The following is an 18,270-nucleotide window of genomic DNA, read 5'->3' as shown; positions in this document are numbered from 1 at the left end:
TTCGCAATGCCATGACCATCGATGTGGAGGACTATTATCAGGTCTCCGCCTTCGAAACGCATGTCTCACGTGATACCTGGTGCGCCCGGCCTTCGCGTATCGATCGCAACCTGCGTCGTATCCTTGATATTCTCGATGAGCATGGTGTGTCCGCGACGTTCTTTACACTCGGATGGGTCGCCGAGCGTCATTCGGATTTGATCCGCGAACTCGTTCGGCGCGGTCACGAACTGGCGAGTCATGGTTATGCCCATGTTCGCGTCAATCGACAGACTCGCCAGGCTTTTCTGGAAGACGCACATCGCACGAAGTCTCTCCTCGAAGACGTGGCGGGCGTCGCGATCCAGGGGTATCGTGCCGCCAGTTATTCGATCGACGATTCGACGCCCTGGGCGCATGAAGTCTTGCGCGAAACCGGGCACCGCTACAGCTCGAGCGTCTATCCGATTCGTCATGACCACTACGGAGAACCCGAGGCGCCGCGATTCGCGTTCAATCCGATTCCAGGTGACGACGCTTTCATCGAAGTCCCGATTTCGACCATTGATGTGCGCGCGCGCCGCCTGCCGTGTGGAGGTGGTGGATATTTTCGGCTCTATCCCTATCTCGTCTCCCGCTGGGCGTTCAAGCGACTGAATCATATCGAAGGAGTCTCAGGGATCTTTTATTTTCACCCCTGGGAGATCGATCCCGAGCAACCGCGAATTTCGGGGCTGTCGGCAAAGACACGTTTTCGTCACTATCTCAATCTCGCGCGGATGGAAGCGCGCTGGCGGAGGTTGCTGAGCGATTTCCACTGGGATCGCATGGATCGGATCTTTTTGCTGCCTTCGATCGCTCCCGCTTCCCAGGAATCGGTGTGATGGCGCCGGCACGGTCGTCGATTCGAATTCGCACACTCACGCCGGCGGATGTGGCCCGCTGGGATGCCTTTGTCGAATGCAGGCCCGAAGGCACCTTTTTTCATCGTGCCGGTTGGAAGCGGGTGCTCGAAGCGGCCTTTGGTCATTCAGCCCACTATCTCTATGCCGAATCGGAGACAGGTGACATTCTGGGCGTCTTGCCGTTGGGTCATGTGCGCAGTCGCTTGTTTGGGAACGCGCTGGTCTCGACACCCTTCTGCGTCTATGGCGGGAGTCTGAGCGAATCGCACGAAATCGCCGAGCAGCTCGACGCCGAGGCCTGCCGTTTGGCCGAATCGCTGAAGGTCGACTATCTGGAACTGCGCTACCGTTCAGCGCGCCATACGGACTGGCCGAGCAAGGATCTCTACGTCACCTTTCGCAAGCCGATCGACCCGGATCCCGAGCGCAATCTGCTGGCGATCCCGCGCAAGCAGCGGGCGATGGTGCGCAAGGGGATACAGGCCGGTTTGGAGAGCCGGATCGAGACGGACGTCGAAACCGTGCATCGCCTCTATGCCGAAAGTGTGCGCAACCTGGGAACCCCCGTGTTTTCACGCACTTATTTTCGAATCCTTAAAGAGGAATTCGGCGAGGATTGCCAACTCCTGACCGTGCATCATCAGGGCGCACCGATTGCGGCCGTGCTCAGTTTCTTCTTCCGCGACGAGGTGTTGCCTTATTACGGCGGCGGCACGCTCGAGGCGCGGGCGTTGAAGGCCAATGATTTCATGTATTGGGAAGTCATGCGACGCGCCTGTGAGCAGGGTGTTCGACTGTTCGACTTCGGTCGCAGCAAGCGCGGCACGGGTTCGTTCGACTTCAAGCGCAACTGGGGCTTCGAACCGGAGCCCATGAGCTATGAATATCATCTGGTCCGATCCAGTCAGGTTCCGGACGTCAATCCGCTGAACCCCAAGTATCGACTCTTCATTGAGGGTTGGAAGCGTCTTCCCTTGCCGCTCAGTCGTCTGATCGGTCCCTGGCTCTCCAGAAGTCTGGGCTGACGGGAGCCGTACATGGACGATCTGCTCTTTCTGGCGCATCGCATCCCCTATCCGCCCAACAAGGGCGACAAGATTCGCTCCTTCCATCTGCTCGACTATCTCAGTACGCGCTACCGCGTGCATCTTGGGGCTTTCGTCGATTCTCCGGCGGATCTCGTGCATCGCGATGTCGTGCGCGAGTATTGTGCCAGTGTCTGGCTCGGCCGCCTCTCGCCTCGGCGAGCCAAGCTGAGAAGCCTGACCGGACTGCTGACCGGCGAGGCGTTGACCCTGCCGTATTACCGTGGTTCGACGTTGCCGGCCTGGATTCGTGACGTCACGCGCGATCAAGCCATCCGGCGCGTGCTGGTCTATTCATCGGCCATGGCTCAATTCGTCATCGGGCCTGAGTTCGCGTCCATGCGACGGGTGATCGATTTCGTCGACATGGATTCGGACAAGTGGCGCCAGTACAGCCTCAGCCAGCGTTTTCCGCTGTCCTGGATCTATCGACGCGAATCCAGGCGGCTCCTGGCCTTCGAACGCACGGTAGCGACACGCTTCGATACCAGTCTTTTCATTTCGCCACAGGAAGCGGCGCTGTTTGCTCAAAGTTCCGGAGTGGAACCGTCTTCGCTCAGGGTCTTGCGCAACGGTGTGGATACGGCCTATTTCTCGGTAGACCCCGCGCGTCCATCGCCCTTCATGACGTCGGGACCGCATCTCGTCTTTACCGGCGCCATGGATTACTGGGCCAACGTCGAGGGCGTCGAATGGTTCGTCGAATCCATCCTGCCCGCGATTCGGCATGCCATTCCGGGAGTCGAGTTCCATATCGTCGGCATGAATCCGGCCCCGCGCGTCCAGGGGCTGGCGCGAACGCCGGGCGTGCGCGTCACGGGCGGCGTGCCCGACATCCGGCCCTATGTGCAGCATGCCTCGGTCGTGGTGGTGCCGTTGCGCATCGCGCGCGGCATTCAGAACAAGGTGCTGGAGGCCATGTCCATGGCGCGTCCGGTGGTGGCCACCACTCAGGCGCTGGAAGGCATCCCGGCTACGGACGGCCAGAATGTCCGGCAAGCCGATGAACCCAACGCGTTCGCTCGCCGCGTGATCGAGATTCTGACCAGCGAGGAGGGCGCACGTCTGGGAGGTGCGGCACGCGCGCTCATCGAGCGTGATTTCGTATGGAAGGCCAGTTTGCGCCAACTCGACGAGGTGCTGAACGGTGACTGAACTCAACGACCGCCGAGGACTTTGAAACCATGCGGATGCAAACACGGCTGCTGTGGTGGTTTGGAGCGTTCACGCTGCTGTCGGTGTTCCTGTGGCCGAGTTTTGCGAGCATCGTTGCCATTTGGGAGCGCTCCGAGACTTTCACCCATGGGTTCCTCGTCGTGCCGATCGTGCTCTTTCTGGTCTGGCGCAAGCGTCATGGACTGCACGTGCTCCAGTATGGAACCGACTGGCGTGCCCTGCCCATTCTGGCGGGTAACGGATTCGTCTGGCTGTTGGCGCGATTGGTCGATGTGCTGGTGATCGAGCAACTGGCCGCCGTGCTCATGGTTCCGATCCTCGTCTGGCTGGTCTTCGGTCTGGCGGCGGTGCGTTATCTGGCCTTTCCGCTGGCGTTTCTGCTCTTCGCCGTGCCCATGGGGGAATGGCTGGTTCCGCCCCTGATGGACTTCACCGCATCCTTCACGGTCTTCCTGCTGCGTCTGACGGGCATTCCGGTCTATTGGGAAGGCACTTTCTTTAGTATCCCGAGCGGCGACTGGTCGGTGGTCGCCGCCTGTAGCGGCATCCGCTATCTCATCGCCTCGGTCTTTCTCGGGGTGCTCTATGCCTATCTGAACTATCGCGCCCTGTGGCGGCGTCTGCTCTTCATCGTGCTGGCCGCGCTCACGCCTATCCTGGCCAATGGGCTGCGCGCCTATCTGATCGTGATGATCGGCCATCTGAGCGATATGCGTCTGGCTGTGGGAGTCGATCATCTGATCTATGGCTGGGTGTTCTTCGGACTGGTGATGTTCCTGCTGTTCGCATTCGGTAACCTGTGGTCCGATGCGGAGCGTCCGAGTTTGACCGAAGCGGAGCCGCCGGCCTTCGAGATGCGCGCGACCCCGTCCGCTCCTGTACGCGAGACGCTGGGGCTGACACTGGGTCTGCTGTTGCTCGTCGTCTGGCCGCTGCTCGGGATCTGGATCGAGGCACGCTCTGCGGTCGATCGGGCCTGGACTGGACCTGAGATCGCCTCGGAACTGGCGGGCTGGTCTCCCGTGGGTACGGATCTCAGCGCCTGGACGCCCCAGTTTCTGGACGCCTCGGAGACGTGGCGGCAGGACTTTGCACAGGGAGATGAGCCGGTTGGCGTCTATCTGGCCCTCTACGGTCAGGATTCGGGTGAGATGGTCAACTCGGAGCATGTCCTGGTCGTCCAGAAGGATCCGGTTTGGCGTTCAGTCGCGCAGACCAGCCGCTCCGTCGATCTTGGCGGTGAGACGGTGCGTGTGACGGAGGCGCGACTGAAGTCCACGACTCAGTCGCTCCTGGTCTGGGACTGGTACTGGACCAACGGGTATCAGACCGCCAGTCCACATCTGGCCAAGCTCCACGAAGCCCTGACCCTGCTCGGTGGCGGGCGTCTCAATCAGGCCCGAATCGCGCTCTACACGCCCATAGAGCTGGACGAAGAACCGGCGCGCGCACGTCTTGAACGCTTCGCGCATGAGCTCTTGCCGCGCCTCGAAGCCCATCTACGCGCCTTGACCGAGAACCAGGATGATTGAGCCGTCCCGCCCGCGAGAGGTCAGCGCGCCCCCCGCGCTGATCGCCCACATCATCTACCGGCTCGATGTCGGCGGACTGGAGAACGGTCTGGTCAACCTCATCAACCGTCTGCCGCCGTCGCGTTTTCGCCATGCCATCCTCTGTGTCGACGACTATGACGCGGTCTTCAGGCAGCGTCTCCAGGTTCCGGTCGAGGTCTATGCGTTGCACAAGCGCGCGGGACAGGATCTCGGACTCTATGTCCGACTCTGGCGGCTGTTGCGTCGTCTGCGCCCGGCGATCGTGCATACGCGCAATCTCTCGGCCCTGGAGTCGCAGCTTCCGGCCTGGCTGGCGGGCGTGCGCGGTCGCGTGCATGGCGAGCATGGGCGCGATGTGCATGATCTCGACAACACGCGTCGCAAATATCGCTGGCTGCGCCGGGCGTTCCGGCCGCTGGTGCGACGTTACATCCCGCTCTCGCGCGATCTGGCGTCCTATCTGATCGACGACATCGGCGTATCACCCGCGCGGATCTCGACCATTTGCAACGGAGTCGATCTGGAGCGTTTTCATCCCTGTCCGGCCGAGCGCGCCTGTCGCGCCGTGCTGTCGCCTGGATTCGCCGGTCCGGAGCCGCTCGTGATCGGCACCATCGGACGCCTGGAGCGGGTCAAGGATCAGATGACCCTCGCGCGCGCCTTCGCCGAGCTGGTGGCGAGCGAGCCGGATGGCGCCCGGCGCTTTCGGCTCGTGATCGTCGGTGACGGCTCGCAGCGCGAGGCCATCGCGACCTTCGTTCGTGAGTCCGGCCTGGACGCGATCGTCTGGATGGCGGGTACGCGCAATGACGTGCCCGAGTGTCTGCGCGCCTTCGATGTCTTCGTGCTGCCCTCGCTGGGCGAGGGCATCTCCAACACCATCCTGGAAGCCATGGGGTCTGGGCTACCCGTCATCGCCACCGCCGTCGGCGGCAACGGCGAGCTGGTCGAACCCGATGTCACCGGCTATCTGGTGCCGCGCGCCGACCCATCGGCCATCGCCGAGCGTCTGCGCCACTATGCCCGCCATCCCGCTGTGCGCGCCGAGCACGCGCGCAACGCACGCCGGCGGACTGAGCGTGACTTCAGTCTCGCCGGGATGGTCGAACGCTATGCGCAGGTCTATGCCGACCTGCTCGATGAATAGGCAGCCATAGGACATTCACCCGTATGTGTGGCATCTCAGGTCTTTTCGACACGCGCGAGCGCCGGGCCGTCGACGCCTCGCTGCTCGCCCGAATGAACCAGTCGCTCTTCCATCGCGGCCCGGACGAGGGCGGACAGCATACCGAGCCGGGCGTGGGTCTGGCGCATCGGCGGCTCTCGATCATCGATCTGGCCTCGGGACAGCAGCCGCTCTTCAACGAAGACCAGACGGTGGTCGTGGTCTACAACGGCGAGATCTACAACTTCCAGGCACTGGCGCACGAACTGACCGCCGCCGGGCACGTCTTTCGGACCCATTGTGACACCGAGGTCATCGTCCACGCCTGGGAGCAATGGGGTGAAGGCTGTGTCGAGCGGTTTCGCGGCATGTTCGCCTTCGCGCTCTGGGATCGCAACCGCGAGACCCTGTTCCTGGCCCGTGACCGACTCGGCATCAAGCCGCTGCACTACGCCTGGCGGCCCGATGGTCAGCTCCTGTTCGGCTCCGAGATCAAGGCGCTGCTGGAAGACGCCTCGCTCTCGCGCGAGATCGATCCGCTGGCCGTCGAGGAATACTTCGCCTATGGCTATGTGCCCGATCCGCGCAGCATCTTCAAGTCCATCCACAAGCTGCCGCCCGGCCATACCCTGACCATCAGGCGTGGTGTGAACCAACGGCCCGAGCCGCGCGAATATTGGGACGTCTCGTTCCGGCCGAACGGGGTTCAGGACGTAGCCGAAGCAACGGCCGAAGTCATCGAGCGTCTGCGCGAAGCCGTGAACATCCGTCTGGTCGCCGAGGTTCCGCTCGGCGCCTTTCTCTCCGGAGGCGTCGATTCGAGCGCCGTGGTGGCCATGATGGCGGGGTTGTCCGACCAGCCGGTCAACACCTGCTCGATCTCCTTCGGCGATCCGGCCTTCAACGAGAGCGCCTATGCCGAACAAGTCGCGCGTCGCTATGCGACCAATCATCACGTCGAGTCGGTCGAGCCGGATGACTTCGAGCTGATCGAGCGTCTCGCCGGGATCTATGACGAACCCTATGCCGATAGCTCGGCGATGCCGACCTATCGCGTCTGCGAGCTGGCGCGTAAACGGGTTACGGTTTGCCTCTCGGGCGATGGCGGTGACGAGAGCTTCGCCGGCTATCGGCGCTATCGCTGGCATCTGCACGAGGAACGGGTGCGCCGCCGTCTGCCGCAAGCTGTCCGCGGCCCGGTCTTCGGTCTGCTGGGTGCGCTCTATCCCAAGGCCGATTGGGCGCCGAAGGTGTTGCGGGCCAAATCGACCCTGCAAGCCCTGGCGCTCGACTCGGTCGAAGGCTATTTCGAGAGCGTCTCCATTCTGACCGATGGCGTGCGGCGCGATCTGTTCTCGGCACGACTCAAGCGCGAGCTACAGGGCTACCGCGCGGTCGAGGTACTGAGACGCCACGCCGCGCGCGCCCCCGAACATCCACTCTCGCGCGTGCAGTATCTCGACATGAAGACCTATCTGCCGGGCGACATCCTGACCAAGGTCGATCGGGCCAGCATGGCGCATGCGCTGGAGGTCCGGGTGCCGATTCTCGACCATCTGTTCCTGGACTGGGTCTCGGGGTTGTCGCCCGATCTCAAGTACGCGGGTGGCGAGGGTAAGTGGATTCTCAAGAAGGCCCTGGAACCCTATCTCGGCCCCGAGACGCTCTACCGGCCCAAGATGGGCTTTGCGGTACCGCTCACCTCTTGGTTCCGGGGTCCGTTGCGCGAGCGCGTGCGCCAGCTTCTGCTCGGCGCACCGCTGCTGGATTCGGGATTTTTCGACGAGCGGCAAGTACGCTGGATCGTCGATCAGCATCAATCCGGGATGCGGGACTTCAGTCCGGCGATCTGGAGTCTGATGATGTTCGCCGCGTTCAACGCGCGCCTATAGGTCATCCGAGACAGGTAACGCTTACCCGATCGTGCCGGCGGCGGGCAGGCGTCTGACGGTCGCCGGCAGTTGGAGACGCACCACCTCGGCGAAGGCTTCCAGTGCCTGACGTCGTGGAAAACTCTTGCGGAAGACCAGCGAAATACGCCGATAGGCATCGGGCAGGGCGGCGAGCGAGCGGGTGACGAGTCCGGTGTCGCTCGTTTCGCCGGTGCGTACCGCCAGCGCCGGGATGAGCGTGCAGCCGAATCCGGCACGTACCAACTGCACCAATGTCTCCAGGCTGGAGGCGCGCAGATCGGCCATCTCACCGCGATGTGAGCGCTCGCTCAGGTGGCAGACCGCCATCACCTGATGAGTCAGACAGTGGCCGTCGGCCAGCAGCAGCAATTCGATCTGCTCCAGATCGTCGGCGGTGATCTCAGGATGGGTTTGCAGCGGATGGTTGACCGGGTGCGCCAGCCAGAACGGCTCTTCGAACAGCGGCAGACTGTCGAAGTCGTTCTCGTCGACGGCGGTGGCCAGGAGTGCGGCATCGATCTCATGGCGCGCGAGCCGGCCGAGCAGGAGATCGGTGATCTCCTCGGAGAGCACCAGCCGAAGCTTGGGATAGGTCTGCTTGAGCGGCATCAGGATCAGCGGCATCAGATAGGGGCTGAGCGTCGGAATGGCTCCGATGCGCAGGGGACCGGCCATGGGATCCTGATGAGCGCGCGCGACCTGCTCGATGGCTTCGGCCTGTTCGAGCGCCAGACGCGCATGGGCGAGGATGGCCGCGCCGACCGGGGTGATCTCGACGGAGCGGTTGGTGCGCTCGAAGATGATCACGTCGAGTTCGTCCTCCAGCTTCTTGATCTGACCACTCAGGGTCGGCTGGCTGACGAAGCAGCGCTCGGCGGCGCGTCCGAAATGGCGCGTCTCGGCCACGGCGAGGATGTATTTGAGGTCGCGTAGGTTCACGTGCGCATGATAGCGGAAATCGAGGCGCACGCGCGCCTCAGCGATCAATGAATGAGGCGCGCCAGGAAATCCTCGATGGCCGCCCGGAAGGCTTCGGGGCGTTCCTCCTGGGGCAGATGGCCGGCATCGGCGATGACCCGCAGTTCGGCGCCCGCGATGGCCTGGGCCAAACGTTCACTCTCATCCGGCTTGACGGCGCGATCGTGCTCGCCGGTCACGACCAGGGTCGGGATGTCCAATCCGCCGAGCCGGGCGTCCAGATTCAGCCGTCGGGTAGCGAGAAAGAGTTCGAGAAAGGCCTTGTCCCAGGGACCGCGCATGAAGTCGCGCTTGAACTCGGCGAGGGTCGCGTCGCTCAAACGCTCCTGACGATACCAGAACTTACGGATCGCCTTCTCGTAGAGCCGATCGATCAGGAACCCCATGAGCCGGGTGAAGAGTGGCTTGGTCCCGCGCATCATCGCCAGCACTGGCGCCGGAACTTCGCTGGTGGCATAGCCGCTGTAGACCATGGCATCGACGAGGATCAGGCCCCGGACGCGCTCGGGGTGGTTCAGCGCGGTCAGCAGTGCGATGGTACCGCCGGTCGAGCTGCCAACCAGGATGGCGCGTTCGAAGCCCAGCGCCGCGATCAGATCGGCGACCAGTTCACTCTGCGCCACGGCGCTGTAGGGGGACGGACCCGAGTCACCGCGTTTGGGCAATGGACGCGACGTCAGTCCGCATACAGGGCGATCGAACGCCACGACGGTGGCGTGCGCGGCCAGTGGCGCCATGACGCCGGACCAGGATTTGAGGCTCAGAAAGCTGCCGTGCAGCAGCAGGATCAGGTTCTCCCCAGATCCCAGACGCTTGTAGTGAAGCCTGAAGCCGCCGACCTCGATGAACTGGCTGTCGGCTTCGGCGAGTTGGGTTTGATAGGACTCGATGGTATCCATGGCGGAGGATCGTCTCCTGGTGTTGGTTCGGCGACTTATGATCGCCACGTTGTCGGAGACAAAGCCAGATACGCATGGCGCCCCGGATGGACGGGCTGGCGCCATGCGCAGTCCGGCCGTGCGCGTTAGGCCGGCGGCGAGTGCGTGCTAGCGATAGGCGCGGTAACGCTCGACGCAGTTGTTGTAATAGATGTCATAGACTTGCTGAGTGTTTTGCAGTGTGCCCTGACTGAGCGCCGCGCCCGTGGCCGCACCGGTCAGCGCACCGGCGCCGGCCATGTCATGGGTTCTGGGGCGACCTGGACCACCGGGGCCACCAGGTCCGCCCGGTCCTCTTGGTCCTGGACCGCGATGGCTCGGGACCTGGATCTGATTGCCGATCACGGCGCCCGCAATGGTACCGATGGCCGTGAAGGCGACTTCTTTGTTGACATTGTCCTGCTTGGCCTTTTCGGCGGCTTGATAGGCCTGTTGGCGACAGAGACTGTCGGCCTCCACCGAAACGCCACCTCGGCCGCCGACCTGGGCCGGGTAGGTCGGCATCATGGGTGTGGGTTGCATGCCCGAGCAGCCGGCCAGGATGGTCAGTCCCATCGCGGACGCGGCCAGGGTACGTGCAAATCCGATCGTGCTTGCCATGCAAGGCTCCTTAGACGTTTGAAAGTAACCGGTCGCTGGTTTGCAAGCAAATCGCGACGCCATCGTCAAAACTCGATACACTACACTGCTTTTCGGCGCCCGAGGCGACAGACCATGTTCGAGAAGACCCAACAGATCAGCGATTACGACCCGGAACTCTGGGCGACCATCCAGGACGAGGAGCGTCGACAGGAAGAGCATGTCGAACTCATCGCCTCCGAGAACTATACCAGTCCGCGTGTCATGCAGGCACAGGGCAGCGTGCTGACCAACAAGTATGCCGAAGGCTATCCGGGCAAGCGTTACTACGGCGGCTGTGAGCACGTCGATGTCGCCGAGCAGTTGGCCATCGACCGCGCCAAGCAACTCTTCGGCGCCGATTATGCCAACGTCCAGCCACACTCCGGCTCCCAGGCCAATGCCGCCGTCTACATGGCCCTGTGCGAGCCGGGCGACACTGTGCTCGGCATGAGTCTGGCCCACGGCGGACATCTGACTCACGGCGCCAAGCCCAATTTCTCCGGCAAGATCTACAACGCCGTGCAATACGGCTTGAACCCCGAGACCGGCGAGATCGATTACGCCGAAGTCGAGCGTCTGGCCCATGAGCACAAGCCGCGCATGATCGTCGCTGGCTTCTCGGCCTATTCGCGCGTCGTCGACTGGCAGCGTTTCCGCGACATCGCCGACAGCGTGGGCGCCTATCTGCTGGTCGATATGGCGCACGTGGCCGGTCTGGTCGCTGCCGGCCTCTATCCGAGTCCGGTCCGGATCGCCGACGTCACCACCACTACGACCCACAAGACCCTACGCGGTCCGCGCGGCGGCCTGATCCTGGCCAAGTCCAACCCCGAGATCGAGAAGAAGCTCAACTCGCTGGTCTTCCCCGGCACCCAGGGCGGCCCGCTGATGCATGTGATCGCCGCCAAGGCGGTGGCCTTCAAAGAGGCGCTTGAGCCGAGCTTCAAGACCTATCAGGAGCAGGTGCTCGCCAACGCCCGCACCATGGCCGAGGTCTTCATCGCGCGCGGCTACGATGTCGTCTCCGGCGGCACCGACGACCATCTGTTCCTGGTCAGCTTCATCCACCAGGGGCTGACCGGCAAGGATGTCGACGCCTGGCTGGGTGCGGCCAACATCACGGTCAACAAGAACACCGTCCCCAACGATCCGCAGTCACCCTTCGTCACCAGCGGTATCCGCATCGGTACGCCGGCCATCACCACCCGTGGCTTCGGCACTGAAGAGGCGCGCGCGCTGGCCGGCTGGATGTGCGATCTGATCGACGCGCGCGGCGAGCCGGCTGTCATCGAGGCCATCAAGACCAAGGTGCTGGATCTCTGCCGGCGTTTCCCGGTCTACGGTCATTGATCCCACGGCTACCGCGATTTCGCTGGATGCATGTATGACATCAGGTTCGTTGACACCGCCTTCGTATGCTGTCGTTCCAGCCGGCGGCTGGACGCTGGCGGCTGGACGCTGAGTCATGCGCTGTCCCTTCTGCGGAGCACAGGACACCAAGGTCGTCGACTCGCGTCTGGCGGGCGAGGGCGATCAGGTGCGTCGGCGGCGCAAGTGCGAGCTGTGTGGCGAGCGTTTCACGACCTATGAGACCGTCGAGCTGAACCTGCCGCGCATCGTCAAGCGCGATGGCAGTCGGGTGCCCTTCGACGGTCAAAAGTTGCGCGCCGGCATGATGCGCGCACTCGAAAAACGCCCGGTCAGTACCGAACAGATGGATCTGGCTGTTGCGCGTATCCAGCGCTCGTTGATGTCGAGCGGCGAGAGCGAGGTGCCCGCGCTGCGCATCGGCGAACTGGTCATGGACGAGCTGCGCCAGCTCGATCCGGTCGCCTATGTACGCTTCGCCTCGGTCTATCGGCATTTCGAGGACGTGGCGGCCTTCCGTGAGGAGATCGAGCGCCTGGAGCGTCAGCCCTCACCCGAGGCCAGTCGTCAGCAGCTCGATCTGCTCAACGACCTGGAGTCCGGCGACTGATGGCGCTGTCGCGTCCAGCCACGGCCGGTGACGGAGACGATCGGCTTCACATGGCCCGCGCCATAGGCTTGGCTGAACGCGGACGCTACACCACAGACCCCAATCCGCGCGTCGGTTGCGTGCTGGTGCGCGATGGGCAGGTGGTCGGCGAGGGTTGGCATCGTCGTGCCGGTGAGCCGCACGCCGAACCGCTGGCGCTGGCGCAGGCGGGTGAACGCGCGCGTGACGCCACGGTCTATGTGACCCTGGAACCCTGCTCGCATCACGGACGCACGCCCCCCTGTGCCGAGGCGTTGATCGCCGCTGGTGTGGCGCGTGTCGTCTGTGCCATGGTCGATCCCAATCCGCGTGTGGCCGGTCGAGGCGTCGAGCGACTGCGTCAGGCCGGAATCTCGGTCGATGTCGGTTGCCTGGAGTCCGAGGCGCGTGCGCTCAATCCCGGCTTCGTCAAGCGCTATGAGCAGGGACGGCCCTATGTCCGCTGCAAGCTGGCCGCGAGCCTGGATGGGCGCACGGCGCTGGCTACCGGCGAGAGCAAATGGATCACCTCCGAGGCGGCGCGGCGCGATGTGCAGCGCTGGCGCGCCGGCAGTTCGGCCATCGTCACGGGGCTGGGGACGGTGCTGGGAGACGATCCGAGCCTGAACGTGCGTCTGACGGCCGCTGAGCTGTCCGGCATGGCGGCAGACGACCCGGTGCGTCAACCTTGCCGCGTCGTGGTCGACAGCCATTGGCGCACGCCGCCGACGGCGCGTTTGCTCGGCCTGCCGGGGCGCACGCTGATCGTCGGCATCGGTCCGCGTGATACGGCCGCCGCCGCACTCGAAGCCGCCGGCGCCGAGTTGATCCGGTTGCCCGAGCAGGCCGGTCGCGTGGATCTGGCGGCCCTGATGGCCGAGCTGGCACGGCGCGAGGTCAACGAAGTTCTGCTGGAGGCCGGATCGACCCTGTCGGGAGCGGCGGTACGCGCGGGGCTGGTCGACGAGATTCTGCTCTATCAGGCGCCCTGTCTCATGGGGCAGGCGGCCAAGGGCTTGTTCGATCTGCCCGGTATCGACACCATGCTCGACCGTGTCGGGCTGGAGATCCTGGAGGTGCGCTCTATCGGCCGGGATCTGCGGATTCGTGCCCGTCCCGATCTATAGCCTCGAACCCGTTTTTTTATCGTGGCCAAGCCGCCCAAGTCTCCCGAGCAAGCGACCAATCCGCTTCAGCGTCAGTTTCGCCAGCGTGCCGCGACTCGTGTGCTGATCGTCGATGATATGCTTGCCATGCGTAAGCTCATTGCTGCCGTGGTGCGCTCGATGGGCATCGAGCAGATCGCCGAGGCGAACAGTGGCCGGAACGCACTCGATTATCTGGCTCGTTTCCCTGTCGATCTGCTGATCTGCGACTGGAACATGCCCAGCATGACCGGATTGGATGTCCTGGTGACTGTGCGTGCCGATCCGAAGCTCCGGGATCTGCCGGTGCTCATGGTCACAGCTGAGCAGAGTGCACAGCAGGTCAGCGACGCCATCCAGGCCGGAGTCACGAGCTATGTCGTCAAACCCTTTCTGCCGCCGACGCTCAAGCTGCATATTCACAAATGCCTTAGGCTGGGCGAGTCGACCCCGGGCGCTGCACCCGAATCCTAACGCCGGGCACGGCATGTTCGAGCACTGAGAGTCTTCATGTTTACTGGCATCATCCAATCGGTCGGTCTGATTCAACGTCTGGAGCCGCGCGGCGGTGACGTTCGACTCAGCATCGACACCGGCAAATTGTCGCTCGACGGCGTCGTCCTGGGCGACAGCATTGCGGTCAATGGCGTTTGTCTGACCGCCGTGGCGCTGACCGAGTGCGGCTTTGCCGCCGACGTCTCGCGCGAGACCCTGACCCTGACCACGCTCGGTGCGCTCAAGCCCGGCTCGCGGGTCAATCTCGAAAAGGCACTCACCCTGTCGACGCCGCTCGGCGGACATCTGGTCAGCGGGCACGTCGATGGGGTCGGCACACTCTTGGAACGTCACGAGGACGCGCGCTCCTGGCGGCTCCGAATCCAGGCACCGGATGAGCTGGCACGCTACATCGCCCACAAGGGGTCGATCTGCGTCGACGGCACCAGTCTGACCGTCAACCGGGTCGAGGGCGCGGTGTTCGAGCTCAACATCGTGCCCCATACCATCCAGGAGACGATCATCGGCGACTATCGTCCCGGCAGCCGGGTCAATTTGGAGGTCGACCTGATCGCCCGTTATCTGGAGCGTCTGTTGCTCGGCGAGCAGGCGGCCAATCCCCAGTCCTCCGGTCTGACGCTCCAATTCCTGGCCGAGCATGGATTCGTCAAGTGACGGGTCACTGATTCGCCTACACCGAACAACCGATGAACCAAGACTTATGAGCAGTACAGGCCTGAACACGACCGAGGAGATCATCGACGACCTGCGTGCGGGCAAGATGGTCATCATCATGGATGACGAAGACCGCGAGAACGAGGGCGACCTGCTCATGGCGGCCGATTACGTCACGCCCGAGGCCGTGAACTTCATGGCGAAGTACGGGCGCGGCCTCATCTGTCTGACCCTGACCAAGGAGCGCTGCGAGCAATTGCGCCTGCCGCTCATGGTCAGCGACAATCAGGCCGTCCATTCGACCGCTTTCACCGTCTCCATCGAGGCCGCGCGTGGCGTGACCACCGGCATCTCGGCGGCCGACCGCGCCACCACCATCCGTGCGGCCGTTGCACCCGACGCCGGTCCTCGTGACCTGGTGCAGCCGGGCCACATCTTTCCGCTCATGGCCCAGCCGGGCGGCGTGCTGGTACGCGCCGGACACACCGAGGCCGGCTGTGATCTGGTGCGGCTGGCCGGACTGACGCCGGCGGCGGCGATCGTCGAGATCCTCAACGAGGACGGCACCATGGCGCGCCGGCCCGATCTGGAGGTCTTCGCCCAGACGCACGGCATCAAGATCGGCACCATCGCCGATCTCATCCACTACCGGATGCGCAACGAGACAGCCGTGATCCGCGAGTGTGAGTGCGAACTGCCGACGGCGCACGGCACCTTCGATCTGATCGCCTATCGCGACACCATCGACGGCGAGATCCATCTGGCCCTGACGCTCGGCGAGATCAGTCCCGAGCGTCCGACCCTGGTGCGCGTGCACTTGCAGAATACGCTGTGCGATCTGTTCGACACCACGCACAACGCCTGCGGTTGGCCGTTGCGCGACGTCATGCGTCAGGTGGCCGAAGCAGGGGAGGGCGTGATCGTGGTGCTGCGCAACCGCGACCATTCAGCCGACCTGCTGAGCCGTCTCAAGGATTTTCAGTTCCACGGCAGCGACGATCCGGTGCCCGTGCGCCAGGATCGCGGCGAGCTGCGCACCTATGGCATCGGCGCCCAGATCCTGGCCGATCTTGGGGTACGCAAGATGCGGGTGATGAGCGCGCCCAAGGCGATGCACGCCATTTCCGGTTTCGATCTGGAAGTGGTCGAATACACGGGTGGCCGGTCCGCTTCGTAAAGGTTTGTAGCGATTTTCAGGAATCAGGCGATGAGTATCACAACGATCGAGGGCGCCCTGCGCGCCGACAAGGCCCGCTTCTGTCTGGTGGTGTCCCGCTGGAACAGCTTCGTGGTCGAGAGTCTGGAGAAGGGCGCGATCGATGCGCTATTGCGTCATGGCGCGAGCGAGTCGGATCTGACCATCGTGCGCGTGCCCGGCGCCTTCGAGATGCCGGTGGCCATCGAGCGGATCGCGGCCAAGGGCGGCTATGACGCCATCATCGCGCTCGGTGCCGTCATCCGCGGCGGCACGCCGCATTTCGACTATGTGGCCGGCGAGTGCGTCAAGGGCATGGCTCAGGTCAGCCTCAAGCATGGCCTGCCGGTCGCCTTCGGGGTGCTGACCGTCGACAGCATCGAGCAGGCCATCGAGCGTGCCGGAACCAAGGCCGGCAACAAGGGCGCCGAGGCGGCCATGTCCGCCCTGGAGATGGTGAATCTGCTGAGACAGATCGACTGATATGACCACGCCCGAAAACCCGCGTCCGATCAGCCCGCGCAGTCAATCGCGTCGTTATGCCGCGCTCGCGCTCTATCAATGGCGTCTGACCGGCGATGATCCCATGGCGATCAAGCGCCACCTGCTCGACGATCCCAAATGGCTCGATGCCGTCGCCGCTTCGCTCAATGGCGTGAGCGACGAAGACGAGCTGGCCGCCGAGGACCGTTTCAACTTCAACGTCGAACTGCTCGACGAGCTGCTCAACGGCGTGCCGACCCATATCGATGCCATCGATGCGCAGCTCGATCGATTCCTCGATCGCCCGATCAGCCAGGTCGATCCGGTAGAGCTGGCGATCCTGCGGCTCGGCGCCTATGAGATCCTGTTCTCGGACAACATCCCGGACCGGGTCGCCATCAACGAGGCCGTCGAGTTGACCAAGCTGCTCGGCGCGCACGAGGGGCACAAGTACGTCAATGGCGTGCTCGACAAGATCGCCCGGCGCAAGGCCGGCGACATGGACCGCAAGCTCTGAACCGGCCGGCGTGTCCGAATTCGATCTGATCGGCCGTTATTTCGCCGCGCTCGGCCCCGAGCGCCCGGACGTCGCGCTCGGCGTCGGCGACGACTGCGCGCTGCTGGAGATCCCGGCCGGACAGGCGCTGGCGGTGAGCATCGACACGCTCTCGGCCGGCGTGCACTTCTTTCCCGACTGTGATCCCGAGCACATCGGGCACAAATCACTGGCCGTTGGACTCAGCGATCTGGCGGCCATGGGCGCCGAACCGGCCTGGGCGACCCTGGCGTTGACCCTGCCCGCTGCCGACGAGGATTGGATTCGCGCCTTTGCGACCGGCTTCGAGCGATTGGCGAGCGCGCACGGGATGCGTCTGGTCGGCGGCGATACCACGCGCGGCCCGCTGAGCGTGGCGGTTCAGGTGCATGGTCTGGTGCCGACGGGTGCGGCGATCCGACGCTCGGGCGCGCGTCCGGGTGATGCCGTCTTTGTCAGTGGCACACTCGGCGATGCCGGTCTGGCACTGCGCCGGATGCTGGCCGGCGAGTCGGTCGCGCCCGAACTGCGGCGTCGCCTCGAATGCCCCGAGCCACGGGTCGAACTCGGCCAACGGCTACGCGGCGTCGCCTCGGCGATGATCGATCTATCGGACGGTCTGGCGGGCGATCTCGGGCATATCCTCCGTGCCTCGGCCGTTGGCGCCGTACTGGAACTGGATCGCCTGCCCCTGGCGCACCAGGTCGCCGATGTCGTCGCCGCGACGGACGACTGGTCGCTGCCGCTTGCCTCCGGCGATGACTATGAACTCTGTTTCTGCGTCCCGCCCGCGCATATTCCGAACGTCGAGCGGCTGGCCGAAGCGCTTGGATTGCCGCTGACGCGAGTCGGCTGGATTCGCGCGAGCGCCGGACTGGACTTGCGTCGGCCGGATGGTGGTCGTCTGACACAGCCGGCGCGGGGTTATGATCATTTTCCGGTCGCCGACGACCGTGCTGACTAGGAGCCGCCACATGTCCAGCCTCTCTCGTTCCACGGGCTTCGACCGTCGCAAACTCCACCACTGGCTTGCCTTCGGTTTCGGTTCCGGACTCGCGCCCAAGGCGCCCGGCACCTTCGGCACACTGGCCGCGATTCCGTTCTACCTGCTGATGAGTCCGCTCGTCTGGCCCTATTACCTGGGGCTCGTTGTCGTCTTCACCGTCATCGGGATCTGGGCCTGCGACCGAACGGCCCGCGAACTCGGAACCAAAGATCCCTCGGCCATCGTCTGGGACGAGTTCGTTGGTTTCTTCATTACTATGCTGGCCGTGCCCTCGGTATTGTTGACCGAATCTTATGGCTGGGCCTGGATTCTGGCCGGCTTCCTGGCCTTTCGACTGTTCGACATCTGGAAGCCTTGGCCCATCCGAGTCATCGACGAGCGTGTCGAAGGCGGACTCGGCATCATGCTCGATGACATCCTGGCCGGG

The 18,270-nt window shown here is 63.9% G+C and carries 19 protein-coding genes (1 of these 19 running past the window's edge); 16 read left to right on the top strand and 3 right to left on the bottom strand.

Going from position 1 to position 18,270, the window contains the following annotated elements; genetic code table 11:
- Positions 1-11 precede the first annotated feature (11 nt).
- Genes ALVIN_RS08860 through ALVIN_RS08835 form a run of 6 tightly spaced genes read left to right on the top strand, consistent with a single transcriptional unit; the run spans position 12 to position 7,755 of the window.
- Positions 12-863, top strand: coding sequence for an XrtA system polysaccharide deacetylase (locus tag ALVIN_RS08860; RefSeq protein WP_043796165.1), 852 nt, complete (start codon positions 12-14; stop codon positions 861-863).
- Positions 863-1,909 (top strand): FemAB family XrtA/PEP-CTERM system-associated protein, encoded by a 1,047-nt coding sequence (locus ALVIN_RS08855; protein ID WP_012970985.1) that lies wholly within the window; start codon positions 863-865, stop codon positions 1,907-1,909. Before ALVIN_RS08860 ends, ALVIN_RS08855 begins: the two co-directional genes overlap by 1 nt.
- A 12-nt stretch (positions 1,910-1,921) precedes the next feature.
- Positions 1,922-3,124, top strand: coding sequence for a TIGR03087 family PEP-CTERM/XrtA system glycosyltransferase (locus ALVIN_RS08850; protein ID WP_012970984.1), 1,203 nt, complete (start codon positions 1,922-1,924; stop codon positions 3,122-3,124).
- 35 nt (positions 3,125-3,159) lie between these two features.
- A complete protein-coding gene (gene xrtA / locus ALVIN_RS08845) occupies positions 3,160-4,677 on the top strand; it encodes an exosortase A (RefSeq protein ID WP_190275496.1) in 1,518 nt (505 codons plus the stop codon).
- Positions 4,670-5,845, top strand: coding sequence for a TIGR03088 family PEP-CTERM/XrtA system glycosyltransferase (locus ALVIN_RS08840; RefSeq protein WP_012970982.1), 1,176 nt, complete (start codon positions 4,670-4,672; stop codon positions 5,843-5,845). The genes xrtA and ALVIN_RS08840 overlap by 8 nt, the downstream gene beginning before the upstream one ends.
- Positions 5,846-5,868: 23 nt before the next feature.
- Positions 5,869-7,755 carry an XrtA/PEP-CTERM system amidotransferase gene (locus tag ALVIN_RS08835; RefSeq protein WP_012970981.1) on the top strand — a complete coding sequence of 629 codons (1,887 nt, stop codon included), beginning with the start codon at positions 5,869-5,871 and terminating at the stop codon, positions 7,753-7,755.
- A 21-nt stretch (positions 7,756-7,776) separates the two neighbouring features.
- Here ALVIN_RS08835 and ALVIN_RS08830 read toward each other — a convergent pair whose 3' ends face one another.
- The 3 genes from ALVIN_RS08830 to ALVIN_RS17065 all read right to left on the bottom strand — a co-directional run bounded on the left by ALVIN_RS08830 (position 7,777) and on the right by ALVIN_RS17065 (position 10,292).
- Positions 7,777-8,715: a LysR substrate-binding domain-containing protein gene (locus tag ALVIN_RS08830; RefSeq protein WP_012970980.1), complete on the bottom strand. Its 939-nt coding sequence runs from the start codon at positions 8,713-8,715 to the stop codon at positions 7,777-7,779.
- 44 nt (positions 8,716-8,759) lie between these two features.
- On the bottom strand, positions 8,760-9,653 hold the full coding sequence (locus ALVIN_RS08825) for an alpha/beta fold hydrolase (protein ID WP_012970979.1): 894 nt from the start codon (positions 9,651-9,653) through the stop codon (positions 8,760-8,762).
- 147 nt (positions 9,654-9,800) lie between these two features.
- Positions 9,801-10,292, bottom strand: coding sequence for a YMGG-like glycine zipper-containing protein (locus ALVIN_RS17065; protein ID WP_012970978.1), 492 nt, complete (start codon positions 10,290-10,292; stop codon positions 9,801-9,803).
- Positions 10,293-10,406: 114 nt separating this feature from the next.
- Between ALVIN_RS17065 and glyA the strand changes: the two genes are divergently transcribed.
- From glyA to ALVIN_RS08770, 10 genes are all read left to right on the top strand, one after another.
- Positions 10,407-11,663 carry a serine hydroxymethyltransferase gene (gene glyA, locus ALVIN_RS08815; RefSeq protein WP_012970977.1) on the top strand — a complete coding sequence of 419 codons (1,257 nt, stop codon included), beginning with the start codon at positions 10,407-10,409 and terminating at the stop codon, positions 11,661-11,663.
- A gap of 115 nt (positions 11,664-11,778) precedes the next feature.
- The gene (gene nrdR / locus ALVIN_RS08810; RefSeq protein ID WP_012970976.1) at positions 11,779-12,291 is read left to right on the top strand and encodes a transcriptional regulator NrdR; all 513 of its coding nucleotides are present in this window, start codon (positions 11,779-11,781) and stop codon (positions 12,289-12,291) included.
- A gap of 50 nt (positions 12,292-12,341) precedes the next feature.
- Positions 12,342-13,436: a bifunctional diaminohydroxyphosphoribosylaminopyrimidine deaminase/5-amino-6-(5-phosphoribosylamino)uracil reductase RibD gene (ribD, locus tag ALVIN_RS08805; RefSeq protein ID WP_148217483.1), complete on the top strand. Its 1,095-nt coding sequence runs from the start codon at positions 12,342-12,344 to the stop codon at positions 13,434-13,436.
- Positions 13,437-13,535: 99 nt separating this feature from the next.
- Complete coding sequence (locus ALVIN_RS08800; RefSeq protein WP_223295194.1) at positions 13,536-13,928, top strand: response regulator; 393 nt, start codon at positions 13,536-13,538, stop codon at positions 13,926-13,928.
- Between the two features lie 36 nt (positions 13,929-13,964).
- On the top strand, positions 13,965-14,624 hold the full coding sequence (locus tag ALVIN_RS08795; protein ID WP_012970973.1) for a riboflavin synthase: 660 nt from the start codon (positions 13,965-13,967) through the stop codon (positions 14,622-14,624).
- 46 nt (positions 14,625-14,670) lie between these two features.
- Positions 14,671-15,801 carry a bifunctional 3,4-dihydroxy-2-butanone-4-phosphate synthase/GTP cyclohydrolase II gene (gene ribBA / locus ALVIN_RS08790; protein ID WP_012970972.1) on the top strand — a complete coding sequence of 377 codons (1,131 nt, stop codon included), beginning with the start codon at positions 14,671-14,673 and terminating at the stop codon, positions 15,799-15,801.
- Between the two features lie 30 nt (positions 15,802-15,831).
- A complete protein-coding gene (gene ribH, locus ALVIN_RS08785) occupies positions 15,832-16,302 on the top strand; it encodes a 6,7-dimethyl-8-ribityllumazine synthase (protein ID WP_012970971.1) in 471 nt (156 codons plus the stop codon).
- Between the two features lies 1 nt (position 16,303).
- Positions 16,304-16,819, top strand: coding sequence for a transcription antitermination factor NusB (gene nusB / locus ALVIN_RS08780; protein WP_012970970.1), 516 nt, complete (start codon positions 16,304-16,306; stop codon positions 16,817-16,819).
- Positions 16,820-16,829: 10 nt separating this feature from the next.
- Entirely contained in the window at positions 16,830-17,801 is a 972-nt protein-coding gene (thiL, locus tag ALVIN_RS08775) for a thiamine-phosphate kinase (RefSeq protein WP_012970969.1), read from the top strand.
- A 10-nt stretch (positions 17,802-17,811) separates the two neighbouring features.
- A protein-coding gene (locus tag ALVIN_RS08770; RefSeq protein ID WP_012970968.1) for a phosphatidylglycerophosphatase A family protein crosses the window boundary here: on the top strand, positions 17,812-18,270 show its 5' portion. Its footprint extends 45 nt past the window's final position; only the first 459 of its 504 coding nucleotides appear in the window; it begins with the start codon at positions 17,812-17,814; its stop codon lies beyond the right edge, outside the window.

The sequence above is a fragment of the Allochromatium vinosum DSM 180 genome, from assembly GCF_000025485.1.
GTDB lineage: Bacteria > Pseudomonadota > Gammaproteobacteria > Chromatiales > Chromatiaceae > Thermochromatium > Thermochromatium vinosum.
This window is presented reverse-complemented; position numbering and strand designations above follow the sequence as displayed.